We start from the raw sequence: 13,036 nt of genomic DNA on the forward strand, positions 1-13,036 counted from the left end.
CCATGGTGCAGGATGTCGCCATGACCGTACGCCGTGCCCGCCCGGAAGACGTCCCCGCCATCGTCGAACTCGTCTACGCCCTAGCCGACTACGAACGAGCCCCCTCCGAATGCCACCTGACCGAGGCTCAGCTGCAGACGGCTCTCTTCGGCGAGACCCCCGCCGTCTTCGCCCACGTGGCGTTGCTGGACGACCGCATCGTCGGCTGCGCCATCTGGTTCCTCAGCTTCTCCACCTGGCGCGGCGTCCACGGCATCTACCTGGAAGACCTCTTCGTCCGCCCCGAAGCCCGCGGCACCGGCCTAGGCAAAGCCCTCCTGACCGCCCTCGCCCAAGAATGCGTCCGCAACAACTACGAACGCCTCGAATGGTCAGTCCTCAACTGGAACACCCCCGCCATCGACTTCTACGAATCCCTGGGCGCCAAACCCCAAGACGAATGGACCGTCTACCGCCTCACCGACAAACCCCTTACTGCACTGGGTTCCTGAGCTACAGCTTGAGCAGTGCCATCACGATGATGACCGCGATGGTCACGACCAGGCCGAGCCCCAGCACGAGGATCCAGAAGTCGCCCGACACCAGGGTGTGGAACACGGTGGTGAGGACTCTCAGGACCTGGCGCCGCTTCGGAACGGGAGCCGGCGCCGGTGCCGACGCGAGTGGAGCTCTGGGTGGAGGGGGCTGGTATTCGGGGAGTGCATCCGACGTCAGGGCGGCCCAGGAGGCTGGGGTGGCAGGGAGCAGTTGGTTGCCGCGGCGGAGCTGGGCGACGCCGTCCCCGTTGACGGTGAGGGTGATCTCGACGGGTTCGCGGCGCCCGGTGTCGGCGGCCGCCCGGTCCATCCACCAGTGGTATCCAGGGGTCACCCACGTCGTGCGGCCGGACATGAGTTGCTCGATCCGTTCCAGCGCCTCCGGATTGCCCTTCAGGTAGCGATAGAGATCGGGGGCTTCGATCCCTCCGATCAGGACTGTTTTGGTGGCCAGGTAGGTGTAGCGCGGACTGGCGTTCAGTGGCAGCAACATGTCCGTCGGTTCGGCGGCCGACGGGTCGGCCAGGTCGCGGCGTACACGTGGGCCCAGCTTGTCGACCTCGGCCCGGATGCCGTGGTACGCGGCGGTGGCGCGCTGCGATGCGATGTGCCAAGGACCCTTGTACTGCGTGGCTCCCGGGCTGTAGGCGGGGTGGACGAGCTTCTCGAGCGGCGGGAGGTGGTCGTAGTTGGGCGGTTTGTAGCTCTCATGCGGCCGCCAGTACTCGAGCTCCGCGAGTACGGCGTTGAGCTCCGCGAGCCACTCAGCAGGGTTGGAGCGAGGTCGTCGTCGCAGGAGGTCCTCGACCCTCGCACTCAGCTCCCGGGCGCTGGCGGGAGGCGGAGTCGGTGGGGTCGGCGCGGGCGCAGGAGGGTCTACCGGGTAGGCGGGTGGCTGGTGAGGCCGCTGGCCGGACCCGGTGTGCTTCTTCTTGCGGCGCCGTGACTGGGGCATAGACCCGCAACGTACGGCGGATCACCGGCCGCGAACGGCGGTTGGCAGCTCCCGGCCAGCTCAGTCGCGGTGGTGTTTGGTGGCGTACATGGCCTGGTCGGCGGTGTGGAGGAGGGTGTCGAGGTCGGGGCTGGTGGGGGTGATGGGGGTGGTGCCGATGGCGGTGGTTACCTGGGTGGTGATGCCTTCGAGGGGGCGGCTGACGGCGGACTCGAGGCGGGTGATGAGGGCTTTGAGGGCGTCGTCGGCGATGTCTTCGGCGAGGATGGCGAACTCGTCGCCGCCCAAGCGGGCGACGGTGTCGCCGTGACGGACTGCGGTGGTGAGGCGGGCGGCGATTTCGCGAAGGGCTCGGTCGCCGGCTTCGTGGCCGTAGCCGTCGTTGACCAGTTTGAAGTGGTTGAGGTCGCAGAAGAGCAGGGCGCCGGGGCGGCCGGAGTTGCGGGTGCGTTCGAGGACCGAGTCGAAGCGGTGCTGGAGGAGGCGGCGGTTCGGGAGGCCGGTGAGGGGGTCGTGGGCGGCGTGGTGGCGGAGTTCGCGTTCGGCGTCCTTGCGGGCGGTGACGTCGTCGATCTGGACGAGCAGGATCCGCGGCTGACCGATGCTCTCGGCGACGATGGCCGCCGTACCGCCGAGCCAGATCTCGTTGCCGCTGGGCTGTAGGAAGAGCCGCTCGAACCGGTACGGCGTGCCGCTGCCGGCGAGGCGGGCGAGCTCACGCCGGGTCTGTTCCGGCTCCTCGTCACGCAGGAACGTGCTCGCGGCGGCACCCACCAGCTGCCCCGCGTCGTACCCGGTGATCTGGCAGAAGGCGTCGTTCACGCGGAGGATCCGGCCGGCTTCGGGGCCGTCGAGCGCGACCGTGGCCATCCCGTTTCCCGCGCCTTCGAAGACCATCCGGAACGTCGCCTCACTCGCCTCCAGGCGGGACTTCTCGGCGAGCAGTTGGTCGGTCAGGCGGGCCTTGTCGATCGCCAGGCCGGCCTGGGTGGCGAAGATCTCCAGCAGCTCGCGGTGGATCGGCCCGGGCCGGCGCTGGTCCTCCGGAAGGTCGACCGAAAGCATCCCGACCAGCTCGTTCTCGGACGAGTACAGCGGGGCGAACAGTGCATCGAGCGGGTGCCACGCATCCGGCCCGCTAGCCATCGGTACGTCGGGAACCCAGCCGACCACGTCACCTTCGGGCAGCCGCTCGTGAGGGACGAACCGCAGCCCGCCCCACTCGTCGGCGAGCGCGAACTCGGCGTCGAAGATGTCCGCCGCGCTGACCGTGCCGAGCAGGGCCTCGCGGGCCTCCGGGGACCCGGAGACCGCGATGACCTCGAACTTCCCGTCCGGCTGGCGGAGGTTGAGCACGGCGATACCGAAGCCCAGACCGTCCACCACACCGTCGACCACGGCCTGCAGGGTTTCGGCCAGGCTGCGCCCGGCGCCCATCCGCGCACTCACCTCGTAGAGCCGACGGACCGCCGTCAGTGGCACCGAAGGTTCGTTAAGCACAGATCGAGAATAGGCGGAAAGTACTAACAGTGAGCGGCTGTATCCACAGAGGTGCGCTAAATCTCGGTCAGACCGCGGTAGCTGCGCTCAGCGGAAGCCCAGGAGTCGGTCGGCTTGTCGTGCTCCACCAGGTACTGCTCGACACCGCCTGACGCCGCGTGCTCGAACATCGCGCCGAAGTCCAGCTTGCCGGCGCCCACGTCCTCCCACGACCCGTCCGCGGCCATGTCCTTCACGTGCAGTGCGGGGAACCGCCCCGGGTGCTCCTGGAACAGCTTCGCCGGGTCGTGACCGCCGTCGACCGCCCAGTACAGGTCCAGCTCGAACCCGAGCAGCTCCGGATCCACGTCGAGCAGGATGTCGTACAGAACAGTCCCGTCGATCTCGTTGAAGTCGTGACCATGGTTGTGGAACAACAACTTCAGCCCGGCATCACGCGCAGCCTTCCCAGCCTCGGTGAACGCGGCGGCCGCCGTACGGAAGCCTTCGATCGACCGCTGCTCGACCGGAATGCTCGGTACGACGATCCACTGCGCCCCGAGCGTCTGTACGTCGGCCAGCGCGCCGGCCCAGTTGTCCGCCATCCGCGCATATCCGACGTGCTCCAGCACGACCTTCAGCCCGGCGTCGTCCGCGAACCCACGGATCTCCTCGGCACTGTGGTCGAACCGTCCGCTCACTCCCACCGTGCGATAGCCGATGTCGGCCAGTCGCTTCAGTGTTCCCGGATAGTCCTCTGCCAGCACGTCCCGCATGGTGTACAGGTGCATCCCGATACCGTCGGCGGGAATGGTCATTCTCAGCTCCTAGGGCGTTAGATGACGTGCTCCTGATAGCGGGCGTACGCCAGGTCGAAGACTTCCTGGCCCGGCGCGTCCCACAGTTCCTGGTTGAAGATCTCGACCTCGATCGGACCGTCGTACCCGGCCGCGTCACAGGCTTCCCGGAGTCGGCGCAGTTCAATCACACCGTCGCCCATCATCCCGCGACCGAGCAGGTTGTCGGCGGGGAGCGGCACGGTCCAGTCGCTGACCTGGTACGAGACGATCCGCTCACCGGCCCGCTCGATCTGCCGGTAGACATCGGCGTCCCACCACAGGTGATAGGCGTCGACGATCACCCCGACCTGGTTCGCCGGGAAATGTTCGGCAATGTCGAGTGCACCGCTGAGCGACGAGACCACACAGCGATCTGAGGCGAACATGGGATGCAGGGCCTCGATCGCGAGGACCACACCGCGTTCTTCCGCGTACGGCGCCAGTTCGGCGAGGCCGTCGCGGATCATCGCCCGCGCGCCGTCGATGTCGCGGGATCCAGGCGGCAAACCGCCGCTGACCAGGACGAGAACCGACGTACCGAGTGTTGCCGACTCGTCGATCGCGCGACGGTTGTCGTCGATCTTCGCTTGCCGCTCTTGCGGGTCGGTGGCGGTGAAGAAGCCGCCACGGCAGAGCGACGACACCTTCAGCCCGGCGTCCGCAACCAGCTTGGCGGCCCGCTCCGCGCCGTACTCCTGGATTGGCTCGCGCCACAGGCCGATCCACTCCAGGCCGGCGTTGGCACTGGCTTTGACGACATCTTCGAGCGGCCAGTACTTCGTCGTTGCCTGGTTGAGGCTGTAGCGGTTCACGCGTCGACCCCGCCGACCTTGAGCAACTGCCGGAACCGCTCGACGGCAAGCTCCGGATCAGTCAGTACGCCGGCCTGATCCGCCAACCGGAACGTGTCCGCGAGATGCGGAAGCGACCGCCCGGTCTGCAATCCACCGACCATCGTGAAGCCAGGCTGGTAACCGTTCAGCCAAGCCAGGAAGGCGATTCCGGTCTTGTAGTAGTAAGTCGGCGCGGAGAAGATCTGCCGCGCGAGCGGAACTGTCGGCGCGAAGACGCGCTCGTACGTGTCGAGATCGTTGTCGTCGAGCGCCTTCAGGGCGGCCGCGGCGGCGGGGGCGATGGCGGCGAAGATCCCCAGCAGCGCGTCGCTGTAACGGTCGCCGTCGCCCTGGATCAACTCGGGGTAGTTGAAGTCGTCCCCGGTGTAGAGCCGCACGCCCTGGGGAAGACGCTTGCGCAGGGCAACTTCCTTGTCGGCATCCAGCAACGAGACCTTGATCCCGTCCACCTTCTGAAGGTTGTCGTTGATCAGCTCAACCACGGTGTCCGCCGCGTCATCCACCGACGCGCTGCCCCAGTACCCCTCGAGCGCCGGATCGAACATCGACCCCAGCCAATGCAAAATCACCGGCCGCGAAGACTGCGAGAGGAGCCGGTCATAAACCTTCCGGTAATCCTCCGGCCCACCAGCAGCCGCACACAAAGCCCGACTAGCCATCAAAATCGGCTGCGCCGCCACATCCTCAGCAACCGCCAACTGCTCCTCGTAAGCCGCGATGACCGCATCAAGCGAGTGAGCTCCGCCTGTTCCGTTGGAGCCGGCGGCGGGTTGTGGCGTGGCGGGTAGCTGGTCTGTGCCTACGCCCACCGCGATCCGGCCGTCGGGGGCTTCCGCGGCTGAGCGGCGGATGAGCTCTTGGGTGGCTGCCCAGTCGAGGCCCATTCCGCGTTGTGCTGTGTCCATTGCTTCGGCGACCGACAGGCCCAGCGACCACAGGTGGCGGCGGAAACCTAGCGTGTGTTCCCAGTCGATCACGGCGGGTGCGCCGGGCGAATTGTCGCCGAGTGGGTCGGCGACCACGTGAGCTGCTGCGAAGGCCAACCGCGATCTGGCGGGAGAATAGGTGCCCTGGGCAACCGGCGTACCGACGAGCTGGTAGTCGACCAGCTCACCGTTCAGCGGCAGCTTCATCACTTCGCTCCGAGGTCGAGCGCCGGCACCTCGAGCTTGCGTCCCTCGCGCCACGACTGCAGTCCGAGCTCAGCGAGCTGCACACCCTTGACACCCTCGACGAAGTCCCACGACCACGGCGCGTCGTCGACGATGTGGCGCAGGAACATCTCCCACTGCACCTTGAACCCGTTGTCGAACGTCTCGTTGTCCGGAACCGTCGCCCACTGCTCGCGGAAGTTCTCCGTGGCCGGGATGTCCGGGTTCCAGACCGGCTTCGGAGTCGCGGACCGGTGCTGCACGCGACAGTTCCGCAGCCCGGCAACCGCCGAACCCTCGGTCCCGTCCACCTGGAACTCGACCAGCTCGTCCCGGAACACCCGAGTCGTCCACGACGAGTTCAGCTGCGCGACGATCCCGCCCTCGAGCTCGAACACGCCGTACGCCGCGTCGTCGGCCGTGGCCGCGTATTCCTTGCCCTGCTCGTCCCAGCGGGCCGGAAGATGGGTCGCGCCCTGGCAGTAGACGGACTTGACCTCACCGAAGATCTGGTCGAGCACGTACCGCCAGTGGCAGAACATGTCGACGATGATCCCGCCGCCCTCTTCGGACTTGTAGTTCCACGACGGCCGCTGCGCTTCCTGCCAGTCGCCTTCGAACACCCAGTATCCGAACTCGCCGCGCACCGACAGGATCTTCCCGAAGAACCCACCGTCGACCAACCGCTTCAGCTTCCGCAGCCCCGGCAGTGACAGCTTGTCCTGGACGACACCGTTCTTCAGCCCCGAATCCCGCACCAGCCGAGCCAGGTCGACCGCCGCGTCGAGACTGTCGGCGATCGGCTTCTCGCAGTAGATCGCCTTCCCGGCCTCCACCGCCGCGCGGACCCCCTTCTCCCGCAACTGCGTGAGCTGCGAGTCGAAGTAGATCTCCACATCCGGCTCCGCGAGCGCCTCGGCGACATCGGTCGTCCACCGGCTCAGCCCGTACGTCTCCGCGATCCGCCGCAACTTCAACTCGTTCCGCCCGACCAGAATCGGGTCCGGAATGATCATCGTCCCGTCAGCAGCCTGGATCCCGCCCTGCTCCCGGATCGCCACGATCGAGCGCTCCAGATGCTGCCGCAGCCCCATCCGGCCGGTGACCCCGTTCATCACGATCCCGATACGTCGCTCGCTCACAGTTCCCCGCGCCTCCCTCGAACCCTTGGAAAGGGCTTTCCAAGGCGTGTTCCGCAACCATAAGAGAGCTGAAACGACGAGTCAACCCGAAACCGGAAAGCGATATCCCCAACCCGCCCCGACTGGCCGCCGTAGCGAAGAACACGTACTAGTCCCTCGCACTGACTCCCGCCCACCCCGATCCACGCTCACCGGCCCTCCGACCGACTACCCACTACGTGTCCGTACCGACGCCCAAGCCGCTCGTCGGAGGATTTTCGGCGCCACCACCCGCTTTATTTCCGACCAACGCCCGAATCAAGTCCCGCACGACGTGATCCCGCCCCGAAACCCCTCCCGTACGACGTGGTCCGCCTCGAAACGCTTCCCGTGCGACGTGGTCGGGCTCAAGCCGCCTCCCGTGCGGCTTGATCACGCTCCGAGCGTCTCTCATGCGGCGTCACCAGGTGTCCTCGGGCCCCTTGCCGTAGCATCAGCCAAAGCCCGTCAGCCCCAGGCGACGGAGAGTGCGGTAGCCGGCCTCGCCATCCCCCTCAGCCCGCGCGTCGCCCAGCCACCCCTTCTTTTAGTCGGCCGTCGCGGCGAGCAACCACCCACGTACGTCTCCGGCCGAGCCCGGCGCGAACTCGACCGCTAAAGCGGCCGACAAAACAAGAGGGCGGGCCAGGGCGCGTGGCTGAGGGGATGGCGAGGCCGGCTACCGCGTCTCCGTTGCTTGTGCTGGCCGGGCTGTGGCTGGGGGAGTGAGTTGCCGTCGCCCGCGGGTGACCGTTGCGGAAGGCGTGGGGTGGATATCCGCCCCGACCGGCCCAACTTCCTCCCCAAACCGGTTTGGGGGACTGCGCGCTGGCCGTGGGGGAGTGCGGGGAGGATCCACCGCCCGAATCCGGCCTGGAGCCTCCCCGAAGCGGTCTGGGGAGGATGAACGCGAGGGAAGGCGGCGGTGGTTCGCCCGAGGGCGGGGTGGTTGTTGGTTACCCGGGGGTGTGGCATGGTCGGACGGTGCGGGAAGGGTAGGAGCGCAGGCGGCGGGATGCCGGCCGAGCGGGTGTTGGGGTGGGTCGCTGGGTGTGTTGGCGACGGGGCGATGGTCGTGTCTGTGCGGCCGTTGCATGGGGTGCAGGGGCCTTGGCTGGTGACGGTTGAGGTTGGCGGGCGGCGCGAAGGCGTTGTGCTGCGGGCGGTGACTCCTCGGGTTGATGCGGGGATGGTTGCTACCGGGGCTGCGGCGTTGGCGGTTGCGGAGGAGTTCGGGGTGCCGGCGCCTCGGTTGTTGGGGGTGGATCTCGACGTGCCGGCGACTGTGGAGAGGGTGATCGGGAGTACGACGTGGCCGGACAGACCTGACATCGCGCGGGTGCACGCCGCGTTGGACCGCGTGCATGTGCCGTTGGAGGCTCGGCCGGGGTTGCCGGTGCGGACTCGGCCTATTGCGGTGGATGACTTTGCTCGGGATCGGCGGGTCGGCGCAATGCGTACGACACGACTGCTGCGGTTGGCGGATGACGTCGTACGGGGGATGGAGGTGCCGCAGGGGCCGACGGTGTTTTTGCATGGGGATGTTTGGCCGGGGAACGTGGCTTGGGCTGGGGGTGAGTGTGTGTTGATCGACTGGAAGACGGCGGGCGTCGGGAATCCGGGGGTGGATTTCGGGGAGCTGCGGAAGCAGATGGCGATCACTTATGGGCTGCGGGCAACCGGCGGGAGTGCGTACTGGGATCTGGTGGCGGCGCTCAACACGCCGACGGTGCTGGATTGGGCCCAAGCGACTGAGCGGCGCGATGTGTTCGTCAGGGATGCGCTCGGGCGGATGGGGGTGGCGGTGTGATGTGCTGGTGGGGTGACGGATCTGGACGAGCAGCGGGAGGTTTACCGGACGCTGGATCTGGCGTTGCGGGTCGGCGAGGTGTTGCTGTCCAGCGGGGCCGGTACGGCGGATGCCACGGCGACCATTCTTGGTGTGACAGCGGCTGGTGGGTTGCGGGGTTGTGAGGTCGACATCACGTTCACGTCGATCGCGATCTCGTACCAGGCGTCGCCGGATACCGCGCCCGAGACGCATATGCGCGTCGTGCGTTACCGGTCGCAGGACTTCTCCCGTCTGACCGAGGTCGATCACCTGGTACGCCGGTACTCACGCGGCGAAGTCACCCGCGACGAGGCGAGCCGCGAACTCGCCCGCCTGACGTCGGCCGGACCGCCGTACCCGCGGTGGACTGCCGTCGTCGCCTGGGGTGTGATGGCGGGTGGTGCGACGTTGCTGCTTGGCGGTGGTTGGTTGATCACGTTGGTTGCGGTCGTTACGGCGATCGTGATCGATTTGAGCAACCGATGGTTCAACCGGCAGCGGTTGCCCGCGTTCTATCAGCAAGTCGCCGGAGCGTTTGTCGCGACCGCGGTCGCGCTGGTTCTGTACGCCGTTCATGCGCCGGTGAAACCGTCGTTGGTCGTTGCCGCGGGCATCATCATGCTGTTGGCCGGGATCGCGTTGACCGGTGCTGTTCAGGATGCGATCACCGGGTACTACGTGACCGCGGCCGCTCGCAGTCTCGAGGCGATGCTGCTCACCGGCGGCATCATCGCGGGTGTCAGCCTCGGTCTCGCGATCGGTATCAAACTCGGCTTCCATGTCGGTATCGAGGCGCAGACGATCCAGCTTTCGAACTTGCCGATCATGGTCGGTTCCGGCGCGCTGATGGCGGTCGCGTTCGCCTACGCGTCGTACGCGCCGCTGCGGGCGTTGTTGCCGGTTGCGGTGATCGGTGGGGCGGGGTCGCTGGTGTTCACGTTGATGACGCGGGCGGAGTTCGGGCCGGCGTGGTCGACCGCGGCCGCGGCGTTCACGGTCGGGTTCGGGAGCTATTCGCTCGGCCGGAGATCCGGCGTACCGCCGTTGGTGGTGGTCGTGTCCGGCACGGTACCGCTGCTGCCGGGACTCACCATCTACAAAGGCCTGTACGAACTGACCGGCCTCGGCAACCTGATCGGCATCGTCAGCCTCGCCACGGCGGTCGCGATCGCCATCGCCATCGCGTCCGGAGTGATCCTGGGTGAGTACGTCGCCCAGCCGATCCGCCGCGAGGCCCGCCGACTCGAGGACCGCCTGGCCGGTCCCCGCTTGATCGGTCCCCGCCGCCCGGTACGCCGTCGTACCAGCTCTCGCCGGAGTCGCCGCACCCGATCAGCGGCCACAGACTGACCGCTACTCCTGTCAGGATTGCGGCATGCTGCACATCACCGATGACGACCGCCGGCGGCGGCTTGCGATCCGCCACGGGCTGGTACGGCGCTTCGGCGCGATCGAGGATGCGGTGCGCGGGATGACGGTGCTGCACGCGACCGAGGCGGCCACCGTGCACCTGTCGTTGTGGGCGCGCGTTGCCGGGGTGACGGTGGCTGAGGTGGACAGCGCCTTGTACGACGAACGCAGCGTGGTGAAGCAGTTGGCGATGCGGCGCACGTTGTTCGTGTTCCCGCGGGACCTGCTGCCGGCCGCGTTAGGGAGCGCCGCGGCGCGCGTTGCGCGTCAGCAGGTGACGGACGCGACGAAGCGGTTGGCCGATGGCGGGGTTGTGAGTGGCGACGCGATTCGGCCGTGGCTGGACGAGGCGACCGCGGCGGTGCGCGACCTGCTGGCGGACGGCGTTGCTCGCACAACCCGCGAGATCCGCGACCAGGTCCCGGCGCTCGACGTACGGATAAGCACTGGCGGCGGTCCGGACAAGAAGTGGGGCGGTGACCTGCCGATCGCGCCGGTGGTGATGGCGCTGCTGTCCGCGCAGGGTGACGTGATGCGTGCCGTCAACGCCGGCCACTGGCGCTTCAACAAGCCCGCGTGGACGACCACCAAACACTGGCTCGGCGAGGTCCCGACGCCGCTCGAGGAGCACGAGGGGTACGCCGAGCTGGTCCGCCGCTGGCTCGCGACCTTCGGACCGGGCACCGAGGCCGACATCGTCTGGTGGCTCGGCGGCACCAAGACCGCCGTACGACGAGCGCTGGCCGACGTCGAGGCGGTCGAAGTGAGCCTGGATGGAGGCGCCACCGGCTGGGTCCTGCCGGACGACACGGAGCCCGCAGGTCCAGCGCCCGCGAGCGGTGCGGGTGCGGCGGCGATGGCGCCCGCAGGTCGGGGGCCCGCGGACGAGGTGGGCGCGGGCGGAGCCGGTCGCCGGGCTCCAGAAGGCGGCGAGCCCTGGGCTGCGTTGCTTCCTTCGCTTGATCCGACGGTGATGGGGTGGAAGGAGCGCGACTTCTACCTGGATCCGGCGGACAAGCCGTACCTGTTCGACACCAACGGCAATGCCGGCAACACCGCGTGGTGGAACGGCCGGATTGTCGGCTGTTGGGTCCAGGACCCCGACGACTCGGCCGCGCCTGTGCGCCTGGTCATTCACGACGACGTCGGCAAGCAGGCGCACAAGGCACTAGAGGCTGAAGCGGAACGGCTCACCGACTGGCTGGACGGCGTCCGCATCACCAACGTGTACGCCTCGCCGCAGATGCGTGGATTACGTCTCCCGTAGCTCCACGTCATCCACCTGCAGCCAGACATCCTGCCCATGCCCGAAGAACCCGGCGTACAGCTGAACCAGCGACTCCCGCCCAGAATCGAAGTCGACGGACACCTTCGTGTACGCCGGATGCGCGCCACCCGTCCGCTCAACCACCGTCCGCCCGCGCAGCGTGCGGACTCCGATCATCGTCTCGGAGTTGTTCTCCGCAGTCCGGATCCAAGCGGACAACCGATACCGGTGATAGGGGCGCACGGCAACGGTCTGCTGCAACTGATGTGATCCGATGGAAGCCCGGACGAACGCGTTGTTGACCCCCGAATGCCCCAGGTTGGACCGGTCGATCCCGCCCTGACCATTCAACTGCCAAGGCGCCGAAGGTGTACTACCGGTCTGCGCCTCGAAGCCAGGATCCGTGACCAGGTTGGCAATCTGACCGTCATCAGTCAGCTTGGTGTGCATCAGGAACACGTTGTACGGATCCCACTGCGACATCGTGAAATACAGATCCGACCCAGTCGACCAAGGATGCATGTACGTCCCGTACAGCCCCGGGAAGTCGGTGCCGCGGACAACGACCTGCTCACCACTCCACGGCCCGGTCAACGACGCGGAAGTCCGCAGTACGACGGATGCCCGCTGCTCGTCGAGATACATCATCAGCCACTTGCCGAGATGCGCGTTCCACTGCACCGACACCTCGGACACCGGCCCCGCCGCAATCGGTACGGCGGACCGCTCCGACCGCGTCCACGTCCGCCCATCCCAGTATCGCCACGCGTCCTTGTCGAGAACCCGAGATTCCGAAACCCGAGCCAGATAAGCGTTTCCGAACCGACCGTTCGGCGTACCGATCATGTACACATAGCCGGCTGACCGCACCAACGCGACCATCTGGAAGTTCGAATCCCACGACGCCGTGTTCTGCCAGCGCGCGGTCGGCGACTTCGTCCAGTTCTCGCCGTTGTCGTCGGAGTAGGCGAAACCGGAGTAGTTCGTGAACCACGAGCCGGCCGGACCCCAGTAGTTGACCGACATGTACTGCACGTACTGGCGTTTCCCGACCGAGATGCCCCCGGTCGGGATGACGGTGTGCTCGTCGCGGTCGATCTTCTTGCAGCCCAGGAACTCCTTCGCGTGCCCGGGCCGGTCCTCGGCCGCAGAATCCAGCGTCATCCCGTCGGCCAGGTTCCGGTCCTTGCTCCGCAGCAGCAGGTTGCACCGCCAGTCGATGGTCGCCGGATCGCCGGCCCCGCCACCCGGCCCGGTCCACCCCGCGCCGTAGCTGTCGCCGAACGCGGTCAGGATCTCGCCGGATCCGTTGTCCCACAGGATTCCGAGGTCGGTCGCCTTCAGCGCGAACCGGGCCTCGGTGTCGTTGATCGACTGCGGCCCGGTCAGCTTGGCGACTCGCTCGGCCGGTGACGGCACCGGAGTCGCCAACGCAGCGGGGCCGGCCGGTACCAGCGCGGCCCCGATCACCACAGGGAGGACGAACAACCATCGGTTCCGCATGCGGATCTCCTCAGGCGGGGGAAGAAATCGATTTCCCGTCACCGTAGACCC

The 13,036-nt window shown here is 67.4% G+C and carries 11 protein-coding genes; 4 read left to right on the forward strand and 7 right to left on the reverse strand.

The annotated features are described in order from the left end of the window. The first annotated feature begins 20 nt into the window (after nucleotides 1-20). A complete protein-coding gene (locus ACFTSF_RS02095) occupies nucleotides 21-491 on the forward strand; it encodes a GNAT family N-acetyltransferase (protein WP_380152056.1) in 471 nt (156 codons plus the stop codon). Between the two features lies 1 nt (nucleotide 492). Here ACFTSF_RS02095 and ACFTSF_RS02100 read toward each other — a convergent pair whose 3' ends face one another. From ACFTSF_RS02100 to ACFTSF_RS02125, 6 genes are read right to left on the reverse strand one after another with little or no spacing between them, the layout of a single operon-like run. Next, nucleotides 493-1,491 (reverse strand): hypothetical protein, encoded by a 999-nt coding sequence (locus ACFTSF_RS02100; protein WP_380152057.1) that lies wholly within the window; start codon nucleotides 1,489-1,491, stop codon nucleotides 493-495. Between the two features lie 60 nt (nucleotides 1,492-1,551). Beyond that, complete coding sequence (locus ACFTSF_RS02105; protein ID WP_380152059.1) at nucleotides 1,552-2,991, reverse strand: diguanylate cyclase domain-containing protein; 1,440 nt, start codon at nucleotides 2,989-2,991, stop codon at nucleotides 1,552-1,554. A 56-nt stretch (nucleotides 2,992-3,047) separates the two neighbouring features. After that, complete coding sequence (locus ACFTSF_RS02110) at nucleotides 3,048-3,788, reverse strand: sugar phosphate isomerase/epimerase family protein (protein WP_380152060.1); 741 nt, start codon at nucleotides 3,786-3,788, stop codon at nucleotides 3,048-3,050. Between the two features lie 17 nt (nucleotides 3,789-3,805). Further along, the gene (locus ACFTSF_RS02115) at nucleotides 3,806-4,621 is read right to left on the reverse strand and encodes a sugar phosphate isomerase/epimerase family protein (RefSeq protein WP_380152061.1); all 816 of its coding nucleotides are present in this window, start codon (nucleotides 4,619-4,621) and stop codon (nucleotides 3,806-3,808) included. After that, complete coding sequence (locus tag ACFTSF_RS02120) at nucleotides 4,618-5,796, reverse strand: dihydrodipicolinate synthase family protein (RefSeq protein WP_380152062.1); 1,179 nt, start codon at nucleotides 5,794-5,796, stop codon at nucleotides 4,618-4,620. The genes ACFTSF_RS02115 and ACFTSF_RS02120 overlap by 4 nt, the downstream gene beginning before the upstream one ends. Then, a complete protein-coding gene (locus ACFTSF_RS02125) occupies nucleotides 5,796-6,956 on the reverse strand; it encodes a Gfo/Idh/MocA family oxidoreductase (protein WP_344165455.1) in 1,161 nt (386 codons plus the stop codon). The genes ACFTSF_RS02120 and ACFTSF_RS02125 overlap by 1 nt, the downstream gene beginning before the upstream one ends. 1,099 nt (nucleotides 6,957-8,055) lie before the next feature. Between ACFTSF_RS02125 and ACFTSF_RS02130 the strand changes: the two genes are divergently transcribed. From ACFTSF_RS02130 to ACFTSF_RS02140, 3 genes are read left to right on the forward strand one after another with little or no spacing between them, the layout of a single operon-like run. Continuing rightward, nucleotides 8,056-8,784 carry a phosphotransferase gene (locus ACFTSF_RS02130; protein WP_380152063.1) on the forward strand — a complete coding sequence of 243 codons (729 nt, stop codon included), beginning with the start codon at nucleotides 8,056-8,058 and terminating at the stop codon, nucleotides 8,782-8,784. A 12-nt stretch (nucleotides 8,785-8,796) separates the two neighbouring features. Continuing rightward, nucleotides 8,797-10,155 (forward strand): threonine/serine exporter family protein, encoded by a 1,359-nt coding sequence (locus ACFTSF_RS02135; RefSeq protein WP_344147868.1) that lies wholly within the window; start codon nucleotides 8,797-8,799, stop codon nucleotides 10,153-10,155. A 25-nt stretch (nucleotides 10,156-10,180) separates the two neighbouring features. Beyond that, nucleotides 10,181-11,482, forward strand: coding sequence for a winged helix DNA-binding domain-containing protein (locus ACFTSF_RS02140; protein ID WP_380152064.1), 1,302 nt, complete (start codon nucleotides 10,181-10,183; stop codon nucleotides 11,480-11,482). On the opposite strand, the gene ACFTSF_RS02145 is transcribed toward ACFTSF_RS02140, so the two are convergent. Continuing rightward, nucleotides 11,468-12,985 (reverse strand): DUF4185 domain-containing protein, encoded by a 1,518-nt coding sequence (locus ACFTSF_RS02145; RefSeq protein WP_380152065.1) that lies wholly within the window; start codon nucleotides 12,983-12,985, stop codon nucleotides 11,468-11,470. The genes ACFTSF_RS02140 and ACFTSF_RS02145 overlap by 15 nt on opposite strands. Between the last annotated feature and the right edge of the window lie 51 nt (nucleotides 12,986-13,036).

The sequence above is a fragment of the Kribbella sp. NPDC056951 genome, from assembly GCF_042674205.1.
Classification (GTDB): Bacteria; Actinomycetota; Actinomycetes; order Propionibacteriales; family Kribbellaceae; genus Kribbella; species Kribbella yunnanensis.